This is a genomic window from Micromonospora vulcania, from assembly GCF_042658605.1.
Classification (GTDB): domain Bacteria; phylum Actinomycetota; class Actinomycetes; order Mycobacteriales; family Micromonosporaceae; genus Micromonospora; species Micromonospora vulcania.
In genome coordinates this window covers 1-24,883 of the sequence record NZ_JBHSQS010000019.1, presented here as the reverse complement: position 1 = coordinate 24,883, position 24,883 = coordinate 1, and the positions used below count along the sequence as shown (strand labels likewise).

The window sequence follows — 24,883 nt, the reverse complement described above, 5'->3', positions numbered from 1 at the left end:
CAACGTGCCGCCTTGTCGCCCCGGTGGTCCACTCCTAGCGTTAGCCCGGCTCGGGCGGCGGAGGGCGCGACCAGATCGGCGGAGGCGGTGCGGGTGCGGGAACTGGTCGGGCCGGCGGTTCGTGCGCCGCGGCGTGCTCCGGTTCCGCCCGCCGGGTCGCGACGCGGGAGCCGCGGATGACCGGCGAGTTGGCGGAGGCGGTCACCGCGGCACAGGCTGGGGACGAGGATGCCTTCCGTTTCCTGTACCGCAGTCTCCAGCCCGGCCTGCTGCGCTATCTGACCGCACTGGTCGGCTCGGACGCCGAGGACGTCGCGTCGGAGACCTGGCTGCAGATTTCCCGCGACCTGCCCAGCTTCACCGGCGGCGAGTTCCGGGCCTGGGCCGTCACCATCGCCCGCAACCGGGCCATGGACCACCTGCGCCGGCTGCGTCGCCGACCGTCGTCGCCGGTTCCGGTGCAGGCGCTCAGCGAGCTGGCCGGCGATGCGGACACCGCCGAGCGGGCCGGCGAGACGATCGGCACCGAGGCGGCCTTGGCACTGATCGCCACGCTGCCGCCCCGGGAGGCCGAGGCGGTGCTGCTGCGAGCCGTGATCGGCCTCGACGCGGAGTCCGCCGGCCGGGTGCTGGGCCGCCGGGCTGGTGCCGTCCGGACCGCCGCGCACCGGGGCCTGCGACGGCTCGCCGCCCTGCTCGAACGGCAGGAGCCGGGCCCGCGGACGGGTGCTGGTGCCGTCGCGCCGCCGGTCGGTGCCGTCGCGCCGCCGGTCGGTGCCGTCGCGCCGCCGGTCGGTGCCGTCGCGCCGCCGGTCGAGGTCAAGGACGTACTGCCGTCGGGTTCCGAGGGGATCTCGCCGCCACGTCCACGCACCGGCCAGACCCGGCGGCCGTCACACACCGAGCGGGCGGACGGTTGACGTGAGGGAATTCCGGATGAACCCGCACCGGCCGGAGCGGCCCGCCGACCCTGCCGAGACCGAACGGCTGCTCGACGCGGCCCACGCCGACGGTGTGCCGCCGCAGGATGGTCCTGCCACGCCCACCGACCCCGACGTGCTGCCGCCGCCCGCCGGTGCCGCCGACCCGGCCGGAACCTCGGCCGACCCGCTGGCCCGCCTGCTCGCCGCGGCTGCCGGCCCTGCCCGGCCCCGGGAGCTGGCCGGTGAAGAGGCGGCGGTGGCCGCGTTCCGGGCCGCCCGGGGCGATCCGGCACCCGCTGCGGCCCGCCGGCCGCACCGCCGCCGGCTGACCCGCGGCGCGGTGATCTGGCTCGGCGCGGTGGCGGCGACCGCCACCGCGGGTGCCGCCGTCGCCGCGGTCGCCCTGGATCGCGTCCCGGACCCGGTGCCGCCGGTGCCGAGCAGCGCGCCGGCCACACCCAGCGACGTCGAGGCGACCCCGACCGGCGACCGTACCGCCGCGCCCAGCCGGTCGGCGACGCCCGGGACACCGTCCGCGATACCCACGCCGTCCGCCACCGGTACGCCGTCCGCCACGCCGTCGTCCGACAAGCAGGTGCACGGGCTGTGCCGAGCCTGGCTGGCCAAGAAGCCCGACCAGCGGGAGAAGGCGTTGCGCACGCCGGCATTCCAGAGGCTGGTGACCGCAGCGGGCGATCCCGCGCAGGTCGAGGCGTACTGCCGGCGGCTGGTGCCCGAGGCGACACCGTCCCGGCCGGTTTCGGCCACCCCGTCCCAAGCGGCGACCACCCGGCGTACCCCGAAGTGAGCGGGCCGGGCCGCCGGTCGCGTCCGTTCCGCCCTGCGCCACCGATCCTGGTCTGTTAGACAGAGGTTGGTGGCGCCGTGGACGCCCCGTCGGTGTCGGTGGGTGGGTTTACCGTGTCCCGGTGTCCGAGAGCTGGCGCACGAAGAGGGGGCCCGATCAATGGTGACGTCGCCCGAGCTGGACCGCGGCGCCATTCTGCGTGAGTCCGCCGCCGCAGGCCGGCACCTCGCTCGGATCTGTTTCAAGACCGGTCCGCCGATCCACACGGGCGTCGAACTGGAATGGACCATGCACGACGCCGCCGATCCCGCCCGATGCGTCGACCCGGCGCGGCTGCGGGCGGCGCTGGGGCGGCACAGCCCCGTCACGCTGGATGCCACCAGCCCGGCCGAGCCGCTGCGACACGGCGGCACGGTGACCCTGGAGCCGGGCGGCCAGTTGGAGATCTCCACCCCGCCGCGCACCTCGCTCGCCGCGCTGATCCAGGCCACCGAGGCCGACATCGCCCAGGTCACCGACCTGTTGGCTGCGGCCGGGCTGATCCTGGGCCGCAGCGGCATCGACCCGTACCGCCGCCCCCGCCCGATGCTGGACACCCCCCGCTACCGCGCCATGCGCGACACCTTCGATCGGCGCGGTCCGGCCGGCCGGACCATGATGTACAGCACCGCAGGCCTACAGGTCTGCCTCGACGCTGGCGAGCCGGACCAGGTCGCGGCACGCTGGGCCGCGGCCCACGCCGTCGGCCCGCCGCTGCTGGCGGTGTTCGCCTCCGCCGCCCGACACGCCGGGCACCGTACCGGCTGGGTGTCTGCCCGAATGGCCGCCTGGCTGGCCATCGACCCGGCCCGCACCCGTCCGGTCTGGACACCCGGCCGTGCCGACGAGGACCCGTCGGCCGCCTGGATCCGGTACGTGCTCGCCGCGCCGTTGCTCTGCCTGCGCCGGCAGGGCCCGGACTGGACTCCACCGCCCGGCGTGACCTTCGCGGACTGGCTCGACGGGGCTTTGCCCGAGCCACCCACCACCGACGACCTCGACTACCACATCAGCACCCTCTTTCCACCGGTGCGTCCGCGCGGCTACCTGGAGCTGCGTTACCTGGACGCCCAGCCGGGCCGGGACTGGCGGCTCCCGTTGGCGGTGCTGGCCGCGTTGTTCGCCGATCCGCGCTCCGTGGGTACGGCGCACTCGATCGCCGCTCCGGTGGCGGACCGCTGGGCGGCGGCGGCCCGGCACGGCCTGGCTGACCCGGCGCTGGCCGCCGCTGCGGCGGCGCTGCTCGACCTGGCCCTGACCACCCTGCCCCGGCTGGGCCTGCCGGCCGGCATCGACGACGAGGTCCAGCGCGGCCTCCGGCGGCGGCTGGCCGCCACGGAAAGGAGAGACCGGTGAACGCGAGGAGTGAGCCGGGGTTGCGAGCCCCGCAGTCGCGAACGGGGGCGGCACGGTGAGCGCGAGGAGTGAGCCGGGGTTGCGAGCCCCGCAGTCGCGAACGGAAGGCGGCACGGTGAGCGCGGTGGGCCACGTCGACGGAGAGCGACTGCGCGACCGGATCGCGACGGAGTTGGCGCGGGCCCGGTCTCGCACCGCGCTGCTGACCGAGGTGGTCGACGACGCCGACCTGATGCGTCAGCACTCGCCGCTGATGTCGCCGCTGGTCTGGGATCTTGCCCACGTGGGCAACCAGGAGGAGCTCTGGTTGGTCCGTGACGTCGGGGGCCGCGAGCCGCTCCGGTGCGACATCGACGAGCTGTACGACGCCTTCAAGCAGCCCCGCCGGGATCGGCCCGCGCTGCCCCTGCTGGCGCCCGCGGAGGCACGCGCCTACCTGGGTACGGTCCGGGACAAGGTGCACGACCTGCTGGACACGGTGCGGTTCACCGAGCGGCCGCTGGTCGCCGACGGGTTCGCCTTCGGGATGATCGTCCAGCACGAGCAGCAGCACGACGAGACGATGCTCGCCACCCACCAGCTGCGTTCGGGGCTGGCGGTCCTGCACGCGCCGCCGCCGCCGGAGCCGCAGTCCCGGACCGGCGGGGAGGTGCTGGTGCCGGCCGGTGAGTTCACCATGGGTACGGACACCGACCCGTGGGCCCTGGACAACGAGCGCCCCGCGCACCGGGTCGACCTGCCCGCGTACGCCATCGACGCCGCCCCGGTCACCAACGGTGACTATCTGTCCTTCATCGCCGATGGCGGTTACGCCGACCCGCGGTGGTGGAGCCCGGCGGGTTGGGCGCACCGGGTCCACGCGCAGCTCGACGCGCCGATGCACTGGCATCGCGACGGCGACGGCTGGGCATACCAGCGCTTCGGCCGCGCGGAGCGGGTCCGTGCCGACGAGCCGGTGGTGCATGTGTGCTTCCACGAGGCGCAGGCGTACGCCACGTGGGCCGGCAAGCGGCTGCCGACCGAGGCGGAGTGGGAGAAGGCGGCCCGGTGGGATCCGGTGAGCGGGCGGTCCCGCCGCTATCCCTGGGGCGACGACGATCCGACCGACGCGCACGCCAATCTCGGCCAGCGTCACCTGCGGCCGGCCCCGGTCGGCGCGTACCCGGCCGGTGCCTCGCCGCTGGGGGTGCACCAGCTCATCGGCGACGTCTGGGAGTGGACCTCGACCACGTTCCACGGTCATCCGGGCTTCCGCGCGTTCCCCTACCGGGAATACTCGGAGGTCTTCTTCGGCGAGGACTACCGGGTGCTGCGCGGTGGCTCGTTCGGCACCGACCGGTCCGCCTGCCGGGGCACCTTCCGCAACTGGGACTATCCGATCCGGCGGCAGATCTTCAGCGGTTTCCGCTGCGCCCGCGACGTCCACCCGGACGAGTCGCAGCGGTGAGCCGCCGCGCGACCGGCGGGGTCCGCTGATGTGCCGACACCTGGCCTACCTGGGGCCACCGGTCACCCTGGCCGAGTTGCTGTTCGCACCGCCGCACTCGCTCGTACGCCAGTCCTGGGCGCCCCGCGACATGCGCGGCGGCGGCACGATCAACGCGGATGGTTTCGGCGTCGGCTGGTATCCGGGCGACGGCGAGCCGGTGCGTTACCGGCGGGCCCAGCCGATCTGGAGCGATCCGACCATCGCCCAGCTCGCGGCGGTGACCAGTGCCGGCGCGGTGCTCGCCGCCGTCCGCTCGGCCACGGTGGGGATGGCGGTGCTGGACGGCGCGGCCGCGCCGTTCGCGGACGGGCGGTGGCTGTTCAGCCACAACGGGGTCGTCCGCGGCTGGCCGGACGCCGTGGTGCCGCTCGCCGCCGGCCTGCCGGTGCGCGACCTGCTGACCCTGGACGCCGCCACCGACTCGGCGTTGCTCTGGGCGCTGGTCCGGCATCGGCTGCGCGCTGGCGCCGACCCGACCGAGGCGGTCACGCGGACGGTGGCCGAGGTCGCTGCGGCGGCCCCCGGGTCGCGGCTCAACCTGCTGCTCACCGACGGGCATCGGGTGGTGGCCAGCGTGGTGGGGCACGCGCTGTCGGTGCGCGCGGCGGCCGGCTCGGTCCTGCTCTCCTCCGAGCCGCATGACGACGACCCCGGGTGGCGGCCGGTGCCGGAGGGGCACCTGGTGACCGCAACGGCGAGCGAGGTTCGGGTGAGCCCGCTGCCGATCCGGTGACCCGCACCGGTCGGGTACGCGACTGTTGACCGAGCAGAGAGGGAACGAGCCGATGACCGCGGAACCGCTGGAGATCTACCTCGACGAGCAGGACCTCGAACGCGGCCTGCGTCAGGACGTCCGGGCCGGGCTGAGCGCCGAGGCGAAGTGGCTGCCGCCGAAGTGGTTCTACGACACCCGGGGCAGCGAGTTGTTCGAGGAGATCACCCGGCTGCCCGAGTACTACCCGACCCGGGCCGAGCGGGCGGTGCTGGCCGAGCACGCACCGGACATCGCGGCGTTGACCGGGGCCAAGACCCTGATCGAGTTGGGCTCCGGCTCGTCGGAGAAGACCCGCCTCCTGCTGGACGCCTTCACCCGCCAGGGTGGGCTGGGCACCTTCGTCCCGCTGGACGTGTCGGTGAGCGCGTTGTTGGGGTCCACGGCGCAGATCGCCGCCGACTATCCGCGGCTGCGGGTCCGGGGCATCGTCGGGGACTTCACCCGGCAGTTGGACCGGTTGCCCACCGGCGGTCGACGGCTGGTGGTGTTCCTCGGCGGCACCATCGGCAACCTGTTGCCGGCCGAGCGGGCCGAGTTCCTGACCGCGATGCGTACCGCGTTGGAGGCCGGCGACTGGCTGCTGCTCGGCACCGACCTGGTGAAGGACCCGTCGGTGATCGTGCCGGCGTACGACGACGCGGCCGGGGTGACCGCCGAGTTCAACCGCAACGTGCTGCACGTGATCAATCGGGAGTTGGACGCGGACTTCGACCCGTCGGCGTTCACGCACGTGGCCCGCTGGGATCCGGAGCGGGAGTGGATCGAGATGCGGCTGCGGGCTGAGCGGCCGATGCGGGTCCGGGTGCTGGACCTGACCGTGGAGTTCGCCGCGGGGGAGGAACTACGCACCGAGATCTCGGCGAAGTTCCGCCCGGCGGGGATCGCCGCCGAGCTGGCCACGGCGGGCTTCACGACGACCGAGTTCTGGACCGATCCGCAGGGGCTCTTCGGGGTCACGCTGGCCCAGGCCCGGTGAGCCTCTTCACCCACCCCGGCCGCCCGGGACGATGATCGGCTAGGCTGATCGCGCGAAGGGGAGTAGCCCCCAATGTCGTGGTCGACATACTGGCGCGTTCCGCGCCCGGCCACGCGGCCCCGGTCTCCGGGGCGGGCGAGACCTTCGACTCAGGCTGTTGCAGCCGGGTCGAGGGCGCCTCTTTACCTCCTCCCGGCGTGATCGGGAAGGATGTCATGGAGGGATTCCTCGCCGCGCTGGTCGTCAGCTTCGGTGTCATCTTCGTCGCCGAACTGGGGGACAAGAGCCAGCTGATGGCGTTGACCTTCGCCACGCGGTTCAAACCCATTCCGGTGCTGATCGGCATCACCGTCGCCACGGCGGTGGTGCACCTGGCGTCGGTCGCGATCGGCACGGGCCTCGGCGCCGTACTGCCCACCGAGTGGATCTCCCTGGTGGCCGGTCTGGCGTTCCTCGCCTTCGGCGCGTGGACCCTGCGCGGGGACAAGCTCACCGAGGAGGAGAAGCGTAAGGCCGAGAAGACCAGCAAGACCGCGATCGTCGCGGTGTCGGTGGCGTTCTTCCTGGCCGAGCTGGGCGACAAGACCATGCTCGCCACGATCACCCTGGCCACCAAGTACGGCTGGTTCGGCACCTGGCTCGGCTCCACGATCGGCATGGTGGCCGCGGACGCGCTGGCCATCCTGGTCGGGAGGCTGCTCGGCCGCCGCCTGCCGGAGAAGACCATCAAGTACGGCGCCGCGATCCTCTTCGCGATCTCCGGGCTCTGGCTGATCCTCGAAGCGGTGCACGAGCTGACCTGAGCACCGACTACCCGCCCCGGTGGCGGGTAACGGCCCGGGGTGGACCCGGCGGACCTGCTGCGTCACGGCGACGAGGCGTTGGTCGCCGTGGTGGAGGTCGCCGGGGCTGTGGTGATCTTCGTCGGTGCGGTCTGGACGGCGGTGCGGTTCGCGGTCGAGGGGCTGCGACACCGCACCGCCGCCGTCTTCACCCCGATCCGGCTCTCGCTGGGCCGGTTTCTGACCCTCGGGCTGGAGTTCCAACTGGCGGCCGACGTGTTGCGCACCGCGGTGTCGCCGTCGTTCGCCCAGATCGGCCAGTTGGCGGCCATCGCGACGATCCGTACCGCGCTGAACTACTTCCTCGGCCGGGAGATCCGCCAGGAGCAGCGGCAGGTCGCCGAGGGGGAGCACCGGACGTGATCGGCGCGTTGGTCACCGCGGTCACCGCGCTGGCCCTGACCGCGGGGCTGGCCACCGTGTTCGCGACCGGGTCCGTCCGGACCGCCGTGCGGGTGCTGTTGGACCTGCTGACCGCGGCCGGTCTGCTCCGGCTCGCCGGTGGGCCGGGCTGGAGCGCCCTGGCCAGCGCGGCGGCGATCGTCGCGCTGCGCCAGATGCTCGCAGCGGCGCTGGCCACCGCGCGGCCGTGGTCGCGCGGACAATTCCCGCCGCCGTGGTCGCGCCGACAATCCCCGCCGCCCTGCGCCGTCGACGGTCACCACCTACCGTTGGCGGTAAGAGGCGAAACCGGGAAAAGCGGGGGGATAACCACATGAGCCGGCACGACGAACCGAACGAGTACGGCTACTCCGGCGGCGCCACCGCTCCCGAGCCGCCGCGCAACACGAAGCCCGACGAGGAGGACCTCGCCGAGGAGGTGGCGGTGCCCGGGGACGATCTCACCGCACCGGCGGCCGAGGCCCTGTCCGAGGAGACCGAGGAGCGCCGGCCCACCGAGCGCCGCCGCTGACCAGCCGTCGGACGGCTCAGCCGTCGGATGGCCGTTGGTACACGTCGGGTACGCCGTCGCCGTCGGCGTCCAGTTGTTCCCGCTCGGCTACCCGGCGGTACACCGCGTTTCGCCGGGCCAGCACGACCGAGGCCATCGCGGCGGAGAGAAGTGAGCCGGTGAGCACCGCCGTCTTGACGCGGTCGTCGGCCACGCTGCCGGCGCCGAACGCCAGGTCGCCGATGAGCAGCGACACGGTGAAACCGACTCCGGCCAGCAGGGCGATCCCGAGCAGGTCGGCCCAGGTGATGTCGTCGTCGAGTTCGGCGCGGGTGAACCGGGCCAGCAGGTAGGTGGACCCGAAGATCCCGATGCTCTTGCCGAACACCAGCCCGGCGACGATGGCGATCACCACCGGGTCGGTCAGCAGGGTGCCCAGGTTGGTGCCGCGTAGCGTGACCCCGGCGGCGAACAGGGCGAAGATCGGCACCGCGAGACCGGCCGAGACCGGACGCCAGCGATGCTCCAGATACGCGGCGAGTCCGTCGCCGCCGTCCGCCCCCGTACCTCCGGTCGGGCCGCTGCCATCCGCCGCGGTGCCGCTGCCGTCCGGCCGACGGCGGGCCAGCACCGGCACGGTGAAGCCGAGCAGGACGCCGGCCACCGTGGCGTGCACACCGGAGGCGTGCAGCAGGGCCCAGGCGGTGACCGCGAGCGGGATCAGCACCCACCACCAGGTACGCCCGCGCTGCACCAGCAGCGCGAAGAGCCCGATCGCCGCCAGCGCGGCGAGCAGCGGCACAAGGTGGAACTCGGCCGTGTAGAAGATCGCGATGATGGTGATCGCGAACAGGTCGTCGACCACGGCGAGGGTGAGCAGGAACGCGCGTAGGCCCTGGGGCAGGTGCGAGCTGACCACCGCCAGCACGGCCAACGCGAAGGCGATGTCGGTGGCGGTCGGGATCGCCCAGCCGCGCAGCCCCTGTCCGCCGGCGGTCCGGACGACCGCCAGGTAGATCAGCGCGGGCAGCAGCATCCCGCCGAGGGCGGCCACCACCGGCAGCGCGGCGCGGCGCGGGTCGCGTAGTTCACCGGCCACGAACTCCCGCTTGAGCTCCAGGCCCACGACAAAGAAGAAGATGGCGAGCAGGCCGTCCGCGGCCCAGGTGGCCAGGTCCAGGTCGAGGTGCCAGCGAACGCCGCCGGGCCAGGGCACCCAGTCGCCGAGTCGGGCGTACGAGTCGGCCCACGGCGAGTTCGCCCAGCTCAGCGCGATCACTGCACCGAGCAGCAGCAGTGCCCCGCCGACGGTCTCGGTGCGCAGCACGTCGGCCAGGTGCCGGGCCTCGGGCCAGGACGACCGGGAGAACAGCCGGGCAGCCCGGCGGGACGGTGGGGTGCGGTCGCGCATCTGCGGGGCTCACCTCGGGGTCGTCGGACGGCAGGGATCCACTCGCCGACCAGACTTCCCGGCACACCACCGCCGACCCTATCCGGGCGTGTCGACGACGGCGACCGCAGGGCGATCGGAAGGCCGGCCGATCGGTTGTCGACTTTTCCCCGTTATCGCCGCTGCCGAATGGCCGTTTGTCGGGTTGGTCATTCGGGGCGTACTCGACGCTGCCGAAAACACATAACTCCGGACATGAGCGGTATGAGCCGGTTTAATGGTTTCACGAGTTTGCAGACGACCTTGGGGGTTTTCGTGAAGTTCTTTGGCGTAACCGGACCGGCACGGAGGCTCGCCTGATGGACCTGCTCCGCCAACTGCGCCACGTGCGTCGGCACTGGTGGGTCGTGCTGGCCACGGTCATGGTGGTCCTGGGCGTCTCGGCGTTCCTGACCGTACGGGCCCAACCCCGGTACGTCGCCTCGGTGACCTTCTTCGTCAACACCCCCAACTCCGGCGTCACCGACGCCTACCAGGGCGGGCTCTTCCTGCAACAGCGCGTCAAGTCGTACGCCGACCTGCTCACCAGCGACCGGCTGGCGCAGAGCGTGGTGGCCGAGAACCCGGTCGGGCTGACCGCCGACGAGGTGCGGGGCCGGGTGACCACCTCCACCGAGACGGGCACGGTGCTGCTGCGCGCGTCGGTCATCGACACCGACCAGACCCGGGCGTTGAAGGTGACGGAAACTCTCGCCGCGAAGTTCGTCGAGCTGGTCCAGAAGATCGAGACGAACTCCGACGGCAAGGCTCCGGTGAAGATCGAGGTGGTCAGCGGCCCACGGGTCAGCGCCAGCCCCGTGTCGCCACAGCCGATGCGCAACCTCACCCTCGGTGGGCTGATCGGCTTGGTGCTCGGCGTCGGCCTGGCGATCCTGCGCGGCGTCGCCGACGTCCGGTTGCGGGACTCCGCCGGTCTGCAACGGGCCACCGGCAGCCCGCTGCTCGGCGAGATCCCGTTCGAGAGCAGCGCCCGCACCGAGCCGCTGATCATCGGTGACGCCGCGACCTCGGCACGAGCCGAGGCGGTCCGCAAGCTGCGTACCAACCTGCGCTTCGTGGACGTGCACGAGCCGGCCCGGGTGATCGCCGTCACCAGTGCCCTGCAGGGCGAGGGCAAGACGACACTCTCCTGCAACCTGGCCATCGCGCTGGCCGAGGCGGGCTGGCGGGTACTGCTGGTCGACGCGGACCTGCGCCGCCCCAAGGTCGACGAGTACCTGGGCCTGGACGCCGGAGTCGGCCTCACCGACGTGCTGGTCGGCGACGTCCAGGTCGGCGACGTGGTGCAGCGCTGGGGGGACAAGTCCCTGCTGGTACTGCCCAGCGGCTCCGCCCCGCCGAACCCGAGCGAGCTGCTCGGCTCCAAGGCGATGGCGGACCTGCTGCTGGCGCTGCGCGAGTCCGCGGACATCGTGATCATCGACACCGCGCCGCTGCTCGCGGTGACCGACGGTGTGGTGGTGGCCGTGCAGGCCGACGGCGCGCTGCTGGTGACCCAACAGGGCCGCACCTCGCGTACCCAGGTGGCCGCGGCGGCCCGCGCGCTGCACTCGGTCTCGGTCCGGTTGCTCGGCTGCGTGCTGAACATGGCCAAGGTGGCCAGGACCGAGGCGTACCAGTACGAGGCCTACCGGGTGGCCGCCTCGTTGGCCACGCCGTCCGTACCGGCCGATCGGGCCACGACCGCCCGGCACGGCGAGAGCACCGGGGTCAACGGCGACCGCACCCAGGAACTCACCCGGCTGCACCGATGAGCGCGGCGAGGGGTCGCAGCGACCGCTCGATTTCCTCGGCACAGCGTCGGAAGTCGTCGGCGGTGCCGCCGATCGGGTCCCGCAGGTCGTCCGCGTCCGGGGCGGCGGGTTGCAACCGCCCCCGGGCCTGGGCGGCGGCGGCGATCGCGGCCCGCAGCGGGTCGGCGGCCGACTCGGCGGGCAGTTCGGGCGCCGGTTCGCCCGCCGCGGCCAGCCGGCCGAACTGGCGCAGGGTGAACGTCCGATGCAGCGCCGCCGGCGCCAGCGCGGTGCACACCGAGCGCTGGCGCCGGGTCGCGGTCAGCACCAGCGTCGCGTCGGCCAGGTGCTCGGGGAGCAACGCCCGGCTGCGGAAGGCCGCCGGGTCCGCGCCGCTCTCGGCCACGATCTCGTTGGCGTACGGGTGCATGGCCAGCCCGTCCATCGCGTCGGTGCCGGCGCTGGCCACCAGGACCGGACGGTCGGACAGCATCCTGCGGGCCAGGTGTTCGGCCATCGGTGACCGGCACAGGTTGGCGTGGCAGACGAACAGCACGCGGTCGAGCATCGGTACCCCAATCGTCGGTGCGGACGCGGTTCGGCGCACCGCGAGGGCGGTACGTCGTCACCGCTGGCCGCGCGGAGAGGGGTTGCCGGCATCGTACGCGGGCCGGGCGGCCAGCGGTCGCGATGCCGCGCCGTCCGGCGCCGATCCGCGGCGTACGGCGGTGGCCCGGTGAAGATCGGCATCCTGTCGTACCACTTCCCGCCGGAACCGGCGTTCATCCCCGGCAGCCTCGCCGAGGAGCTGGCCGCGCGCGGGCACGAGGTACGGGTGCTCACCGGGTTCCCGGACTACCCGGGCGGGCACGTCTATCCAGGTTGGCGGCAGCGCTGGCACCACGAGACGCACAGCGAACGGCTGACCGTCCGGCGGGTGCCGCGCTTGTCCGGCGGCGCCTCCACCAGCGCACGGATGGCCAGCTACCTCTCCTTCGCCGGCAGCGCGACGCTGACCGCGCGCCGGTACCTCGACGACGTCGACGCGCTCTACGTCTTTCAACTGCCCGCCACCACGTTCGCCGCCGCCGGTGTGCTGCGGCTGCTCGGCCGGGTGCCGACGGTGCTGCACGTGCAGGACGTCTGGTCGCGTGACGGCGCCGACGAAGCCGGTCACGCTCGCTGGGTGACGCGGATGGGCTCCGCGATGACCCGGATCTACCGGGCCGCCGCGCGGATCGCCGTCGCCGCTCCGTCCATGCGGGACCTGGTGGTCGCGGCCGGCGCCGATCCGGCCCGGGTCCGGTTGGTGCTGAACTGGACCGACGAGCGGATCTTCCATCCGGCGACGCCCGGCCGGGCGGCCCGCCAGTTGGTCCGCCGCGACGGGCGGTGCGTGGTGATGCACGCCGGCACCATCGGTGCCCGGCAGGGGCTGGAGACCGCGGTACGGGCCGCCGCGGCGCTGGACCAGACCATGGACCTGCTCCTGGTCGGCTCGGGTGCCGAGGAACGACGGGTACGGGGGCTCGCCGCCGAACTGGGTGCGCAGAACGTCCGCTTCGTGGAGCGACGGTCCCCGGTCGACATGCCCGAGCTGTACGCCGCCGCCGACTACCAGCTCATCATGCTGCGCGACCTGCCGGAGCTGCGCGGCACGGTGCCCGGCAAGCTGCAGGCCGCGCTCTCCTGCGCCGCGCCGGTGGTGGCCTCGGCCGGCGGGGACACCGCCGAGCTGGTCGAGCGCGCCCGGGCCGGGCTGTCCTGCGCGCCCGAGGACTGGGCCGCGCTGGCCGACCGGTTCTGGTTGGCCGCCACCATCCCGCCGCCGACGCGTACCGAGATGGGTCGCCGTGGCCGGCAGACGTACCTGCGGGAGATGTCGTTGCCGACCGGGGTGGACCGGATCGAGCGGCTGCTGCACGAGGCGGCCGGCCGGGTCACCGAGTCAGCCGATCCACGAGGAAACCTCGCGTAAGGGACTCGACACGCCAAAACGGCACGAGAGACCCCGAGACGTGCTAGAACGTCAGGGGGAATCAGACATGTTGTCGGGTTCCGGGACAGGAGTGTGGGAGTGACGGAGAGCGAACGGCCGCGTGGGCGACGGCGTCGATCCCGACGCCGTCGACGTGCCCGCCTGCGGCGTGCCCTCCTCAGTGCGCTGGTGGTCGGCTCGCTCCTGCTGGCGACCGCTGGGTGGATCGGCTTTCGCGGCTGGCAGGCGCGGGCCCATCTGCTCAACGCCGCCGGGTTGGCCCGGGAGCTGAGCGCACAGGTCGTCAGCGGGGACACCGAGCGTGCCCTGCGTACCCTCTCCGCTCTTCAAGAGCAGGCCAGCGCGGCACGTTCCGCGACCGCCGGTCCGGGCTGGCGGCTCGGCCGGCACACCCCGATCGCGGGCGACGACCTGGACGCGGTCCGGCAGATCGCCGTCGCCATCGACGAACTGGCCCGTCAGGCGTTCCCGGCCCTGCTGCGGACCGACCTGACCAGTCTGGTGCCGACCGAGGGCCGGCTGGACCTGGCCCGGCTCACCGCCGTCTCCACCGAGCTGTCCCAGGTGGACGACGCCGTGCAGCGCACCCGGCGCGACCTGGCCGCGGTGCCTGCCGACCGGCTGGTCCAGCAGGTCCGGCAGGCGCTGACCGACCTGCGCGGCGAGATCGACCGACTGGCCAGCCTCACCACCGCCGCCGACCAGGGCGCCCGGCTACTGCCGCCACTTCTGGGCGCGAGCGGCTCGCGGCGGTACCTGTTGGTCTCGCAGAATCTCGCCGAGCTGCGGGCCACCGGCGGCATGTTCGGCGCGTACGCGCTGATCGAGGCGGAGAATGGCCAGGTCCGGATGGGGCAGCAGGGCAGCAGCGCCTCGCTCGGCCGATTCACCCCGGCGCTGAAGGTGCCCGCCGAAATCCGGAGAATCTGGACCGACCTGCCGGGCATCTATCCCGCCGACGTCAACCTGACCCCGCACTTCCCGACCGCCGCCGCGTTGTACCGGGAGATGTTCCGCCGCAAGACCGGCACCACGGTCGATGGTGTGCTCGCGGTCGACCCGGTGGTCCTGTCGTATCTGCTCAAGGCGACCGGGCCGGTGCTGGTACCCGGTGGCGTCCCGCTGGCCAGCGAAAAGGTCGTACAGACCCTGCTCAACGACACGTACCAGCGGCTCGACCTCAAGCAGCAGGACGACTTCTTCGCCGCCTCTGCGGCCGCGGTGTTTGATGCCTTTTTCAAGAAGAATGTCAACTCGCGAGTGTTGTTGTCCGCATTTGACCGTGCTATCACCGAACGCCGGATATTGTTCTGGAGTGCCCGACCGGAAGAGCAACGGACATTCGACAGCAGTCGGATGGCCGGAGCGCTTCCGGAGCAGGACACCGTGCCAACGGTCGGCGTGTTCCTCAACGACGGCAGCGGCGCGAAGCTCGGCTTCTACCTGCGGCCGGCGGCGAGCCTGTCGGTCGGCGAATGCCGTTCCGACGGACGCCGCGAGCTTCGGCTGCGGGTGACCCTGCGCTCCACGGCGCCGAAGTCCGGTCTTTCCAAGTCGGTCCTCGGCCTCGGCCTGGCGGGCGACCCGTACACGGTTCGCACGCTGGTGTCGGTCTACAGCCCGGCCGGTGGGTCGGTGCTCGATGCACGACTCGACGGGACCGAGACGGCGCTCGGCAGCGGCACCGAACGCCGCCGCCAGGTCGCCACGGCCAGCGTCGACGTCGGCCCCGGCGCCGAACGGGTCTTGGAGGTCAGAGCCCTGACCGCCAAGACCGGCGCCGGGCAGGCCGAGTTGTGGCTGACCCCCACCGCCAGCCCGTGGACCACCCAAGTTCATTCCGCACCAAGCTGTGACCAGTAGGAGGGAACCAATCATGCGGCTATCCCGCATCATCATGGCGCTCACGGTCGGACTGGCCGTGGTGGCCGTGCCGACGGCAGCGGGGGCGGCACAGCCGCAGCCGACGCCCAGCACGACCACGGACCCGACCCAGCCGCCGCCGTACACACCTCAGCCTCCGGCGCTGGTCGTCAGCCAGCCGACCATCTTCCTCGGCGAGACGGTCGTACTGACCGGCACCGGCTTCGGTCCGACCGAGACCGTCGACATCGCGGTCACGGTGGCTCCGCTGGCCGCTCCGGCCGCCGGCCAGGCGCCGGCCCGCCGCAGCGACGGCAGCACCGTCGCCATGGCGCCGGTCGCCTTCCAGGCGAGCGCGCCGGTGAACTTCACGGCGTTCACCAACGCGCAGGGACGGTTCTCCAAGAACTACAAGCCGTCGGTGACGGGTCTGCTGACCTTCACCGCCACCGGGCGTGAGTCCGGCCGCGTCGCCAGCACCGAACTGCGGGTGCTGCCCAAGCGCCAGCCGCTGCCCGTCACGGGTGACAGCCTCGGCACGCCCATGAAGCTCGGCGGTGGCCTGGTCGCCGCCGGTGCGGTCATGCTGCTGCTGACCCTGGCCTGGCGCCGCCGCCAGCGCTTCGGCGGTACCGCGAACTAACCGCACCACCGGGCAGGGCCCGGATCGCTTCAAGGCTGACGCCCGTCGGACCACTCCGACGGGCGTCAGCCCATTGCCGTGCCCTGCCGTGCCCTGCCGTCCTGTGCGGGGTGCGTTGTTCGGTGTCAGGTCCGTGCCGGGTGAGGTGGAGCCCGCCGTGCCCCCGGGCCGCGTCGCCGTGCCCCCGGGCCGCGTCGCCGTGCCCCCGGGCCGCGTCGGCGTGCCCCCGGGCCGCGTCGGCGTGCCCCCGGGCCGCGTCGGCGTGCCCCCGGCCGCGTCGGCGCGCCCCCAGCCCCGTCGATCTAGGGCATATCGCTGTGATCGGAGATCAACTAGCGACGATATGCCCTAGATCGACGGGGCTGGGGGCGGGGAAGGGGGCGGGGGCGGGGTGGGGAGGAGGGGTCCACAGCGTCCTGGGGCTTTCTGGGGCGGGTATGCGTGCTTTGTGGCTCTCTGCGCCCGGCGTCTGCCTTCTGCGGACCGGCCACGGTCGCATGATCGACACGAAGGCCGCGATGCCGTGATGTCCGAGCCGCCCGGCTGCCGCGATATCAGTGACCTCGTGTCGATCATCGGCCCGCTGTTCGGTTTGGCCTCGGGGAACTGCGTCACGCGGCGGCCGGATGCCCGGTATGGGGTGGTGTGTCCTGTGGTCGGGTGCACTCGGGGGCTGGAATCGGGGCTCGCCGGGCAGCGTTACATACCCTGACGATCGCAGCACCACCGGCCGCCCCCAGGCGACCCGCCCCCGGCCCCCGGCCTCGACCGACAGGCTGCTAGCGGATGGGCCGACCCCGGAATGATCCCCGGCCCGCGGTCGTTACACATGGACCCGGCGCCACGAGCTCCCCCGCTCGCAGGCCGCCGACCGAACCGATGACGCCAAGGCCATCATCGCGGCCACGAAGAAGGCCGGTCTGCCCGAGCGGGCCGCGGTCATCTCCATCGCTACCAGCCTGCAGGAATCCAAGCTGGAGAACCTGGGCCACCTCGGCGACGCCAACGATCACGACTCGCTGGGCCTGTTCCAGCAGCGCCCCAGCTCGGGTTGGGGTACGCCGGAGCAGATCACCGACCCCGCCTACGCCACCTCCGCGTTCCTCAAGGGCCTCAAGCAGGTTGACGGCTGGCAGGACATGCCGCTGACCCAGGCCGCGCAGACCGTGCAGGTCTCGGCCTACCCCGACGCCTACGCCCAGTGGGAACAGCAGGCCGCCGACCTGGTCGCCCAGCACTGGAACAGCTGACCACAGCACTAGAAGCCACACACCAAGCTGGCCGGCGGCACCCCCAGGGGTGCCGGCCAGCGGCGTACACCCTGGGGTTTGTCAGTGTTCGGCGTGGTTGCGGGTGCGCAGGATGTCGACCAGCGCGGCGATCAACGCCAGCGCGATGACGCCGGTGGCCAGCATGAGTGACTGTTCGAAGGCCGTGGTCCAGTTGCCGTGGCTGTCGGCCAGCGAGGAGAAGAACAGTGAGCCGACGGCGGCGATGCCGGCTGCGGCTCCGATCCGCTGACCGGTCTGGAGCATGCCGGCGCCGCTGCCGGCCTGCGGTACGGGCACCTGGGCGAGGGTGAGCGTCTGGTTGGGGGCGATCACCAGTCCGCTACCGAGGCCGGCAACCAGGAGCGGCCCGGCGGTGACCCAGGGTGCCGGGGCGTGCGGTGCGAGGTGCAGCGCCGCGACTGTTCCGGCCAGCCCGAGCACCACGCCGAACAGGCCGATGGCGACCAGTGGACGGCCGAAGCGGTTGACGATCCGTCCGCCCAGTACGGCTGTGGCGGCCGAACCCAGGGCGAACGGGGTGATGGCCAGTCCGGCGATCAGCGCGCTGTAGCCCAGGCCGTTCTGCAGGAACAGGGTGAAGATGAAGAAGATCGCCGTGAATCCGCCGAAGTAGACCAGCGCGATGAGCGAACCCAGGGTGTACGACTGGAAGCTGAACAGCCGCAGGTCGAACAGCGGTTCGCGGTGCTGTGCGTACCGCCGCTCCCAGAGCCCGAAGGCGACCAGGACGGCGAGGCCAGCGGGGATGAGCGCCCACTTCCACGGGGTACGCCACTGCTGTTCCTGCACGAGTGGCAGCAGGATCAGCACCACTCCCACGCCGAGCAGCAGCACACCGACCGGGTCGAGTCGGCGCCAGCCCGGCTGGCCGTGGGGGCGGCCGGGCAGCAGCCGCCAGCCGAGGATCGCCGCGACGATGCCGACCGGCACGTTCACGAAGAAGACCCACCGCCACCCGTGTTCCTCGCCGCCGATGGCGATGAGCAGGCCGCCGAGCAGTGGCCCGACCGCGGTGGAGATACCGATGGTGGCGCCGAGCAGCCCGAACGGGCGGGCCCGTTCCGGCCCACGGAACAGCTGCTGGATCATCCCGATCACCTGGGGATTGACCACCCCGGCGGCGGCACCCTGCAGCAGCCGGGCGGCGATCAGCCAGGCCGGAGAGGTGGCCAGGCCGGCGAGCGCGCTGGTCGCGGTGAACAGCACGATGCCGAAGACGAACGCGTTGCGCCGGCCACGGGCGTCACCGAAACGACCGGCCGGCACCAGCGCCAGGCCGAAGGTGAGCGCGTACCCGGAGAGGACCCACTGCAGGTCGCTCGGGGTGGCGTGCAGCGCGCGGTCGATCGACGGTACGGCGACGTTGACGATGCTCACGTCGAGCAGCGTCATGAACGCGGCCACCAGTCCGACACCGACGGCCTGCCAGCGTCGCCGATTCTCCGCCGCGTCGACCGGCTGCGGCGTCTGCGCCGCGCTCATCGACCCTCCCGTCGACCGTCGATCATGCATTTCTGACCGCTACCCCGGTCATCGGAAGGCGAATCGTCGCGGGGAGTTCTCCGGCTCACGCCATCTGGCGGGCGCAGAACCGGGGGCCGAAGTCGAGACCGGCCATCGGTGAATCCTCGCGGTGCAGCAGGCCCTTCTCGGTGAGCAGGTGCAGCGGGCCGTTGACCTGCTCCGGGGTCAGCCCGCACTCCTCGGCGATCAGGTCCGGATACGGCACATGTCCGCGTACTTCGAGCGTGGTGACCGCCTCGTACACGCGTTGCTCGACCTCCGACAGTTGCACCTGCGGCATGATCTCCTCCTTGGTTCGTCCGCCTCTCGCCCCGCACGCCGGCGGCTGCGCTCCGCCGGTTACCCCCTGCCTGACCGAAGATGCCCACTCGATCGGGCGGTCGGGTGGGCGCGCGCAGGGGGTCGTGGCCGGGGCGGGTGACCGGTGGTGCCCTAGACGAGTAAGTCCTAACTACCCCTGAGTCGTGGGCATGACGAAGGGTGTCGATGATCCGTTTGTGACGACAGACATCAACACCCTTCTGACCGCACTTTACGTGAAGATCGATGACTGGCTCGGACGGCCTCGGCGGGCCGGGCGCCCACCACGGCTCTCGGATGCCGAACTCTTGACGGTCGCGGTGGCCTAGGCGTTGCTCGGGGTCCGTTCCGAGGCCCGCTGGCTGCGGTTCCTGCCCGCACACCTGCCCGGCGCGTTCCCGTATCTGCCGGGCCAGTCCGGCTATAACAAACGCCTGCGTTCGGCGTTACCGCTGTTGAAAGCCGCTATCCGAATCGTCGCCGCAGACACCGATCTGTGGCACGACGACGTGTGGGTCACCGACTCCACCCCCCGTGGAGTGCGGCCGGTCACGACCGACCGTGCAACGTTCGGATCTGGCCGGCTGGGCGGGATACGGCTACTGCGCGTCGCACTCACGCTGGTTCTGGGGCCTGCGCCTGCATCTGGTGTGCACGCCATCGGGACTACCGATCGCCTGGAGCCTAGCCAGCCCCAACGTCGACGACCGGCAAGTCCTTACCGCGGTCCTGGAAGAAAACCCGGGCCTGGTCGCGGCCCGGACCGGGCAGCTGATCATCGCGGACAAGGGCTACATCTCCGCCGAACTTGACCGGTGGCTGGCCGACCGCGGGGTCCGGTTGCTGCGGCCGTCGTATCGCAACCGGACCCCGCGGCCGGACGAACATCTCCTCAAACCGGTCCGGCAGCTGATCGAGTCGGTCAACGACACGTTGAAAGGCCAACTCGACCTCGAACTGCACGGCGGCCGCACGATTGAAGGTGTCGGCGCCCGCATCGCTCAACGCCTCCTCGCACTGACCGCCGCGATCTGGCACAACCGGACCACCGGCCAGCCCGTGACCAGGTCACTCATCGCCTACGACCACTAACCACGGTTAGGAATTACTCGTCTAGGCTGCACCCGTGATCGTCTGGGATCTCGTCGTCGTCGGCGCCGGCCCCGCCGGGCTCTCCGCCGCGTACACCGCCGCCCGCGCTGGCGTCCGCACACTAGTTGTCGAGCGGGCCGAGCACCCGCGGTACAAGACCTGCGGCGGTGGCCTGATCGGCACCTCGCTGGCCGCCGTGCGGGACCGGATCGAGGTGCCCGCGCACGACCGGGTGGACCGGGTGACGTTCACCCGGGAGGGCCGCCAGGAGTTCACCCGCCGGCACGACAGTCCGGTGGTGACCATGGTGCGCCGGGAGGAGTTCGACGACCGGCTGCGCGCGGCGGCCGTCGCCGCCGGCGCGCAGATGCGCGAGCGGGTCGCGGTCCGCGCGATCGAGCAGGATCCCGAGGGGGTACGCCTGCGGCTGGCCGACGGTACGACGATCGAGGCTCGTACGGTGATCGGCGCGGACGGCTCCTCGGGGGTGACCGCCCGGCACGTCGGGGTCCGCTACCGGCAGGTGGACCTCGGGTTGGAGTTGGAGGTGGCGGTGCCGCCCGCGGAGCAGGAGCGCTGGCGGGGGCGGCTGCTGCTGGACTGGGGTGCGATGCCGGGCTCGTACGGATGGGTCTTTCCCAAGGGCGACCGGTTGACCGTGGGAGTGATCGCGGCCCGGGGCGCGGGGGAGGGGACGAGGGACTACCTGCGACGGTTCGTCGACCGGTTGGGTCTGACCGGCCTGCCCGCGGAGCACGACTCCGGTCACCTGACCCGCTGTCGCGAGGAGGATTCGCCGTTGCGCAACGGCCGGGTGCTGGTCGCGGGGGACGCTGCCGGGCTGCTGGAGCCGTGGAGCCGGGAGGGCATCAGTTTCGCGCTGCGCTCCGGTGAGCTGGCCGGGGCGGCGGTCGCCGCCGGCGAACTGGCCGGGTACGAGCGGGCGGTGGGTGAGCGCCTCGTGCCGTCGATGCGGGCGGGGTACCGGCTGCTCGACCTGTTCATCCGCCGCCCGGGGGTGTTCCACGCCCTGTTGGCGACGCCGCCCGGGTTCCGGATGTTCGTGCGGTTCTGTCAGGGCCGGGCGAGCTTCGACGAGATGCTGGAACGCTGGCCGATCCGGGCGGCGCTCGCGGTGCTGGACCGGCTGCCCAGTCCTCGCCGGCCGGCTCTGCCAACGCCGGCCCGCCCCTGACTCCGCTGCGGCCTGTTCCTGATCACGCCGCAGCCCGTTCCCCGATCACGTCTGCGGCCGGTCCCTGGTTCCGTCGGCTCGCGTCGTGGCGGCACAGCCGTTCCACCATTCACCCAGGATCCTAGGATGCCTTACGCGGCGTGACGGCCCATGCCGAACGGCGGAGCGATCCCGCCGATCGATCCAGTGGTGCCGGGTGGCCCGGACACCGGACAATGGCGGGGGAGCAGGGGGGTGGTGGCGATGGCCGGGCAACCGTTCACCGATGACGAGTACGCGTTCCTGCGCCACGTCCGTTTCGGCGAGCTGCCGCCCGGCGTACGCCCCGAGGAGCGGGTCGAGTTGACCGAGACCGAGGCGCGGGGTGACCGGCCCGAGCCGTACGACGACCCCGTGCAGTGGCACCTGCGTCACGGCGCCTGAGAACGCGCAACGGGCCGCAGGTGTCGTCACCCACGGCCCGTTGCGGTGCTGCCCGGTCAGCCGACCGGTACGGCTCGGTCAGAAGACCGGCACGCCCTCGCGTACCAGCCGCCAGTTGGGCTGGAAGAAGTCGGCCGGGTCGATCGTTCCCTTGGCCTGCGCCCAGTCGATGAGCAGTTGGCGGATCTCCTGCTGCGCGTTGTAGACCTGGGTCTTCACGATGCCGGGGAAGTTGCCGCCGCCGCTGCGCCGGTAGTTGTTCACCGCCACCACGAACTGCGCGTTGTCCGCCACCGGGGTGTCGGTGCCGGCCAGCACCAGGCGGGTGATCCGCTGGCCGACCGGCTTGGCGATGTCGATGTCGTAGTCCAGGCCGGAGATCACGTCGTAGTTGTAGTCCGGCACCGCCGGGTCGCTGATCTGCTCCGGGTCGACCGGAGCGCCCGGCGCGAGGGTGCGGAAGTACTTCGCCGAGTACTCCAGGTATGCCCGCACCTCGGCGCCACTGAGCACGACCGCTTCGAGGGTGTTGTCGTACACGTACAGCCCGGCCACGTCGCGGATCTTGACGTCCCCGGCGGGGAAGACCGCGGTCCGGCTGAACGGCGAGGCCTGCGACAGCACCGGAAGACCGGCGTACGCCGTGCCGACCAGTGCCTTGGTGACCACCTCGGCCTGGACGTGGTTGATGAAGTCCAGGATCGGGGTGTCCTTGTACCGCGACTCGACGGCGGACATCTCCACGGTGGCGCTGGCCACGACCTGGTTGACGTACGCCACGGTCTTCTGGTGCTGGGCCCGTACGGCGGCGAGGACCTTCGGGTCCTCCACCACGGTGTTGGTGTTCAGCATGGTGGCGGCCTTCTTGGTGATCGTCCACCGGCCGTGCTCGCGGGTGAGGGTGAAGTCCATCCGGGTGAGCCGCTGGCCCCACTTCGACGGCTCGGAGAGCAGCACCTGGGCGCCGGTCCGCTCGTTGGTGACGAACCGCTCGACCACCTCGTTGTGCGCGTGACCGAAGAGGATCGCGTCGATCCCCGGCACCTGCTGGGCGATCAGCGCGACCGGGTTCTCGTTCGGCAGCTCCGGGCCGTAGCTGGAGGTGCCGTTGTCACCGCCGTGCGCGGAGATCAGCACAAGGTCCGCGCCGCGCGCCCGCATGATCGGCACCCACTTCGCGGCGGTCGCGATCATGTCGTCGAACCGCAGCTTGCCCTCGACGTTGCCCTTGTCCCAGATGGCCACGCCGGGGTTGGTCAGACCCAGGATGCCGACCCGCAGGGTCGGCGCACCGAAGCCGAGGGAGACCTTCTTGATGATGTACGGCAGGAAGGCCGGCTTGCCGGTCTTCGCGTTGACCGCGTTCGCGGCGAGCGCTGGGAAACCGAGCTGGCGGATCCACAGGTCCAGCAGCGGCAGGCCGTAGTTGAACTCGTGGTTGCCCAGCGTCACCGCGTCGTAGTCGATGATGTTCATCGCCCGCGCCATCGGGTGCTTCGCGCCGGTGGTGGTGATCGGCTCCTGCTTGGCGTAGTACGTGGCCAGCGGCGTGCCCTGGATGGTGTCGCCGGCGTCGAGCACCAGCGTCGCCTTGCCGCGCCGCTCGGCACGGATCTTGTTGATCAGGGTGGCCAGCTTCGCGACGCCGATGTCGTTCTGCTTGCTGTCGTCGTACTCGGCGTCGCGGTAGTAGTCCCAGTTGTAGACGTTGCCGTGAGTGTCCGACGTGCCCAGGAGGGTGAGGTCCCAGGTGCGTGACCGGTTCGCGCCGGCTGCCTGCGCGGGCGCGGCGGCGATCAGCGGGGCGGACGCCGCCGCGGTCACGGCGGCGAGCACCTGGCGGCGCGACGGGCCGGAGGGAGAGGTCATGAGGTGCCTTTCCATGGGGGTGGACGCGCCTCGTGGGCGCCTCGCGCACCATAACCAGCGCCGTTCACTCCCGCCACGCCAGCCCCGACCGTTGTCGCCGATTGCACCGACTGTTGTCGCCGATTCCGCCGGCCCGGCCGGAGGCCAGCTCAGCGTGGCCAGGCGGCGAGTCGCTCGCGTACCCGGACGACGTCGGTGGGTCCCAGGCCGTAGCGGCCGAAGCGCTCGTCCGGCAGCCGGTCCAGGTAGCGGCCGGCGGCGCGGACGTCCGCCGGGTCCAACGCCGGGTCGACCTGCCGAGCCAGCACCAGCAGTTCGGTCACGTCGTACTGCTCCAGGGCTGCCGCGACATCGATGTAGTCCCGGACCTCCCGCCGGTTGACCAACGCCGCGACCTTGTTGGCGACCAGGTCGCGGACGTCCATCACCGGGCCGAGGTCCATCACCACCGGGCTCTGCTGTCGGTCGAGCCGGGCCAGGCTGAGCCGGATCTGCCGCCCGTCCCGGCCCACCACGAAATCCTTCATGTCCCGGCCGTAGCCGTCGAACAGGTCGGCGAGGTCGCTGTCCGGGTCCGCGTCCGTGACGGTGAACCCGGCCCGCTCCAGCGCCAGCCGTACCCCCGTGGAGGCCGCCGCGGCGGCGCCTTCCACGTCGGCGAAGAGGTCCACGTCCTCGGTGGGGCGGGCGACCAGCCCATGCGCGGCCCAGGCCACCCCGCCGCCCAGCACGAACCGGTGTGGCCCGGCCGCGGCGAGCGCCACCCGGGCCACCTCGCGGTAGAACTCGTGCAGGTGTGGTGCGATCACGCGGCGCGTAGGCCCCGGTGGCGGCTCTCCCACGCCTGGCGTACGCCCCGAGGCAGGTTGAGCAGGCGCCACACTCGGCGCAGGACGCGCCCGTTGATCAGGACCCGCAGATCCTCGGAGCGGGTGGTCTCCCGCAGCACGTTCTCGTACATCCAGAGCAACTGGTCGGGGTCGCCGAGATCGAAGGTGCGTTCGGCGTTCCACATCAGTCGTACCGGTAGCTCCACCAGGCCCCGGGTGGGACCGGCCAACTCGGCGAGTGTCCGCGCCACCACGGCAGGACGACCCGGTCGGGCCAGGAAGGCCACGCCGGTCGTGGTGGGGGAGAGGGCCTGCATGGTATCAGGGTAACTCCCCGCGGTGCCGGTGTCGCTCACGACGTTCCGTCGGCCGGCCGTCGGGGCTCAGTCGGGTGCCGCGTCTGCCTCGCCCTCGCCTCTGCTCGCCTGGGTGGGCCCGTCCGTCCGCACAGGGCCATAGCCCCTGACTCTCTCCCTCCCCCCCGGCGTCGCGCCCCCCCGCGTCGCGCCCCCCGCGTCGCGCCCCCCGCGTCGCGCCCCCCGCGTCGCGCCCCCCGCGTCGCGCCCCCCG

Annotated in this window: 23 protein-coding genes and 2 pseudogenes; 18 read left to right on the top strand and 7 right to left on the bottom strand. The window is 72.2% G+C overall.

Annotation, left to right across the window (positions count from 1 at the left end):
• Positions 1-176 precede the first annotated feature (176 nt).
• From ACFQGL_RS25080 to ACFQGL_RS25035, 10 genes are all read left to right on the top strand, one after another.
• Positions 177-920 (top strand): RNA polymerase sigma factor, encoded by a 744-nt coding sequence (locus ACFQGL_RS25080; protein ID WP_377514874.1) that lies wholly within the window; start codon positions 177-179, stop codon positions 918-920.
• A 16-nt stretch (positions 921-936) separates the two neighbouring features.
• Positions 937-1,731, top strand: coding sequence for a hypothetical protein (locus ACFQGL_RS25075; protein ID WP_377514873.1), 795 nt, complete (start codon positions 937-939; stop codon positions 1,729-1,731).
• A gap of 159 nt (positions 1,732-1,890) precedes the next feature.
• The gene (egtA, locus tag ACFQGL_RS25070) at positions 1,891-3,126 is read left to right on the top strand and encodes an ergothioneine biosynthesis glutamate--cysteine ligase EgtA (RefSeq protein ID WP_377514872.1); all 1,236 of its coding nucleotides are present in this window, start codon (positions 1,891-1,893) and stop codon (positions 3,124-3,126) included.
• Between the two features lie 115 nt (positions 3,127-3,241).
• Positions 3,242-4,573 carry an ergothioneine biosynthesis protein EgtB gene (gene egtB / locus ACFQGL_RS25065; RefSeq protein ID WP_377514870.1) on the top strand — a complete coding sequence of 444 codons (1,332 nt, stop codon included), beginning with the start codon at positions 3,242-3,244 and terminating at the stop codon, positions 4,571-4,573.
• A gap of 28 nt (positions 4,574-4,601) precedes the next feature.
• Positions 4,602-5,348: an ergothioneine biosynthesis protein EgtC gene (egtC, locus tag ACFQGL_RS25060; RefSeq protein WP_377514869.1), complete on the top strand. Its 747-nt coding sequence runs from the start codon at positions 4,602-4,604 to the stop codon at positions 5,346-5,348.
• A 52-nt stretch (positions 5,349-5,400) separates the two neighbouring features.
• Positions 5,401-6,366 carry an L-histidine N(alpha)-methyltransferase gene (egtD, locus tag ACFQGL_RS25055; RefSeq protein ID WP_377514868.1) on the top strand — a complete coding sequence of 322 codons (966 nt, stop codon included), beginning with the start codon at positions 5,401-5,403 and terminating at the stop codon, positions 6,364-6,366.
• Between the two features lie 215 nt (positions 6,367-6,581).
• Positions 6,582-7,169 carry a TMEM165/GDT1 family protein gene (locus ACFQGL_RS25050; RefSeq protein WP_377514866.1) on the top strand — a complete coding sequence of 196 codons (588 nt, stop codon included), beginning with the start codon at positions 6,582-6,584 and terminating at the stop codon, positions 7,167-7,169.
• Between the two features lie 39 nt (positions 7,170-7,208).
• Positions 7,209-7,571, top strand: coding sequence for a DUF1622 domain-containing protein (locus ACFQGL_RS25045; RefSeq protein WP_377514865.1), 363 nt, complete (start codon positions 7,209-7,211; stop codon positions 7,569-7,571).
• Positions 7,568-7,927 carry a hypothetical protein gene (locus ACFQGL_RS25040; RefSeq protein ID WP_377514864.1) on the top strand — a complete coding sequence of 120 codons (360 nt, stop codon included), beginning with the start codon at positions 7,568-7,570 and terminating at the stop codon, positions 7,925-7,927. Before ACFQGL_RS25045 ends, ACFQGL_RS25040 begins: the two co-directional genes overlap by 4 nt.
• On the top strand, positions 7,924-8,121 hold the full coding sequence (locus tag ACFQGL_RS25035) for a hypothetical protein (RefSeq protein WP_377514863.1): 198 nt from the start codon (positions 7,924-7,926) through the stop codon (positions 8,119-8,121). Before ACFQGL_RS25040 ends, ACFQGL_RS25035 begins: the two co-directional genes overlap by 4 nt.
• 16 nt (positions 8,122-8,137) lie before the next feature.
• On the opposite strand, the gene nhaA is transcribed toward ACFQGL_RS25035, so the two are convergent.
• The gene (gene nhaA / locus ACFQGL_RS25030) at positions 8,138-9,511 is read right to left on the bottom strand and encodes a Na+/H+ antiporter NhaA (RefSeq protein WP_377514862.1); all 1,374 of its coding nucleotides are present in this window, start codon (positions 9,509-9,511) and stop codon (positions 8,138-8,140) included.
• A 338-nt stretch (positions 9,512-9,849) separates the two neighbouring features.
• On the opposite strand from nhaA, the gene ACFQGL_RS25025 reads away from it, so the two are divergent.
• Positions 9,850-11,304: a tyrosine-protein kinase domain-containing protein gene (locus ACFQGL_RS25025; RefSeq protein ID WP_377514860.1), complete on the top strand. Its 1,455-nt coding sequence runs from the start codon at positions 9,850-9,852 to the stop codon at positions 11,302-11,304.
• Here the strand turns inward: ACFQGL_RS25025 and ACFQGL_RS25020 are convergent.
• Positions 11,285-11,851, bottom strand: coding sequence for an arsenate reductase/protein-tyrosine-phosphatase family protein (locus ACFQGL_RS25020; RefSeq protein WP_377514859.1), 567 nt, complete (start codon positions 11,849-11,851; stop codon positions 11,285-11,287). The two genes, ACFQGL_RS25025 and ACFQGL_RS25020, sit on opposite strands and share 20 nt — an antisense overlap.
• A 168-nt stretch (positions 11,852-12,019) precedes the next feature.
• Here ACFQGL_RS25020 and ACFQGL_RS25015 point away from each other — a divergent pair, with 168 nt between their 5' ends.
• From ACFQGL_RS25015 to ACFQGL_RS25000, 4 genes and pseudogenes are all read left to right on the top strand, one after another.
• Positions 12,020-13,261, top strand: a complete 1,242-nt coding sequence (locus ACFQGL_RS25015; protein ID WP_377514858.1) for a glycosyltransferase family 4 protein — start codon at positions 12,020-12,022, stop codon at positions 13,259-13,261.
• A 189-nt stretch (positions 13,262-13,450) separates the two neighbouring features.
• Positions 13,451-15,145, top strand: coding sequence for a DUF4012 domain-containing protein (locus tag ACFQGL_RS25010; protein WP_377514857.1), 1,695 nt, complete (start codon positions 13,451-13,453; stop codon positions 15,143-15,145).
• A gap of 13 nt (positions 15,146-15,158) precedes the next feature.
• Complete coding sequence (locus ACFQGL_RS25005) at positions 15,159-15,788, top strand: hypothetical protein (RefSeq protein WP_377514856.1); 630 nt, start codon at positions 15,159-15,161, stop codon at positions 15,786-15,788.
• Between the two features lie 881 nt (positions 15,789-16,669).
• Positions 16,670-17,038: pseudogene (locus ACFQGL_RS25000) on the top strand (hypothetical protein); the annotation flags it as partial.
• An 81-nt stretch (positions 17,039-17,119) separates the two neighbouring features.
• Here ACFQGL_RS25000 and ACFQGL_RS24995 read toward each other — a convergent pair.
• The gene (locus ACFQGL_RS24995; RefSeq protein ID WP_377514855.1) at positions 17,120-18,562 is read right to left on the bottom strand and encodes an MFS transporter; all 1,443 of its coding nucleotides are present in this window, start codon (positions 18,560-18,562) and stop codon (positions 17,120-17,122) included.
• Positions 18,563-18,647: 85 nt separating this feature from the next.
• Positions 18,648-18,884 (bottom strand): hypothetical protein, encoded by a 237-nt coding sequence (locus tag ACFQGL_RS24990; protein WP_377514854.1) that lies wholly within the window; start codon positions 18,882-18,884, stop codon positions 18,648-18,650.
• Positions 18,885-19,101: 217 nt separating this feature from the next.
• Between ACFQGL_RS24990 and ACFQGL_RS24985 the strand changes: the two are divergent.
• The 3 genes and pseudogenes from ACFQGL_RS24985 to ACFQGL_RS24975 all read left to right on the top strand — a co-directional run bounded on the left by ACFQGL_RS24985 (position 19,102) and on the right by ACFQGL_RS24975 (position 21,614).
• Positions 19,102-19,996: pseudogene (locus tag ACFQGL_RS24985) on the top strand (IS982 family transposase).
• A 34-nt stretch (positions 19,997-20,030) separates the two neighbouring features.
• Positions 20,031-21,191, top strand: coding sequence for a geranylgeranyl reductase family protein (locus ACFQGL_RS24980; protein ID WP_377514853.1), 1,161 nt, complete (start codon positions 20,031-20,033; stop codon positions 21,189-21,191).
• Positions 21,192-21,434: 243 nt separating this feature from the next.
• Entirely contained in the window at positions 21,435-21,614 is a 180-nt protein-coding gene (locus ACFQGL_RS24975) for a hypothetical protein (protein WP_377514852.1), read from the top strand.
• Between the two features lie 78 nt (positions 21,615-21,692).
• Here ACFQGL_RS24975 and ACFQGL_RS24970 read toward each other — a convergent pair whose 3' ends face one another.
• From ACFQGL_RS24970 to ACFQGL_RS24960, 3 genes are all read right to left on the bottom strand, one after another.
• On the bottom strand, positions 21,693-23,483 hold the full coding sequence (locus tag ACFQGL_RS24970) for a bifunctional metallophosphatase/5'-nucleotidase (RefSeq protein WP_377514851.1): 1,791 nt from the start codon (positions 23,481-23,483) through the stop codon (positions 21,693-21,695).
• A gap of 149 nt (positions 23,484-23,632) precedes the next feature.
• Positions 23,633-24,292, bottom strand: coding sequence for a nucleotidyl transferase AbiEii/AbiGii toxin family protein (locus tag ACFQGL_RS24965; protein ID WP_377514849.1), 660 nt, complete (start codon positions 24,290-24,292; stop codon positions 23,633-23,635).
• A complete protein-coding gene (locus ACFQGL_RS24960; protein ID WP_377514847.1) occupies positions 24,289-24,630 on the bottom strand; it encodes a hypothetical protein in 342 nt (113 codons plus the stop codon). The genes ACFQGL_RS24965 and ACFQGL_RS24960 overlap by 4 nt, the downstream gene beginning before the upstream one ends.
• Positions 24,631-24,883 lie beyond the last annotated feature (253 nt).

Coding starts and splice junctions, on each gene's coding strand:
- ACFQGL_RS25075 (WP_377514873.1), top strand. CDS start 937: ATGAACCCGCACCGGCCGGAGCGGCCCGCCGACCCTGCCGAGACCGAA.
- ACFQGL_RS25025 (WP_377514860.1), top strand. CDS start 9,850: ATGGACCTGCTCCGCCAACTGCGCCACGTGCGTCGGCACTGGTGGGTC.
- ACFQGL_RS24975 (WP_377514852.1), top strand. CDS start 21,435: ATGGCCGGGCAACCGTTCACCGATGACGAGTACGCGTTCCTGCGCCAC.
- ACFQGL_RS24970 (WP_377514851.1), bottom strand. CDS start 23,483: ATGACCTCTCCCTCCGGCCCGTCGCGCCGCCAGGTGCTCGCCGCCGTG.
- egtC (WP_377514869.1), top strand. CDS start 4,602: ATGTGCCGACACCTGGCCTACCTGGGGCCACCGGTCACCCTGGCCGAG.
- ACFQGL_RS24995 (WP_377514855.1), bottom strand. CDS start 18,562: ATGAGCGCGGCGCAGACGCCGCAGCCGGTCGACGCGGCGGAGAATCGG.
- ACFQGL_RS25035 (WP_377514863.1), top strand. CDS start 7,924: ATGAGCCGGCACGACGAACCGAACGAGTACGGCTACTCCGGCGGCGCC.
- ACFQGL_RS25050 (WP_377514866.1), top strand. CDS start 6,582: ATGGAGGGATTCCTCGCCGCGCTGGTCGTCAGCTTCGGTGTCATCTTC.
- ACFQGL_RS25005 (WP_377514856.1), top strand. CDS start 15,159: ATGCGGCTATCCCGCATCATCATGGCGCTCACGGTCGGACTGGCCGTG.
- ACFQGL_RS25080 (WP_377514874.1), top strand. CDS start 177: ATGACCGGCGAGTTGGCGGAGGCGGTCACCGCGGCACAGGCTGGGGAC.
- ACFQGL_RS25020 (WP_377514859.1), bottom strand. CDS start 11,851: ATGCTCGACCGCGTGCTGTTCGTCTGCCACGCCAACCTGTGCCGGTCA.
- egtA (WP_377514872.1), top strand. CDS start 1,891: ATGGTGACGTCGCCCGAGCTGGACCGCGGCGCCATTCTGCGTGAGTCC.
- egtD (WP_377514868.1), top strand. CDS start 5,401: ATGACCGCGGAACCGCTGGAGATCTACCTCGACGAGCAGGACCTCGAA.
- nhaA (WP_377514862.1), bottom strand. CDS start 9,511: ATGCGCGACCGCACCCCACCGTCCCGCCGGGCTGCCCGGCTGTTCTCC.
- ACFQGL_RS24960 (WP_377514847.1), bottom strand. CDS start 24,630: ATGCAGGCCCTCTCCCCCACCACGACCGGCGTGGCCTTCCTGGCCCGA.
- ACFQGL_RS24990 (WP_377514854.1), bottom strand. CDS start 18,884: ATGCCGCAGGTGCAACTGTCGGAGGTCGAGCAACGCGTGTACGAGGCG.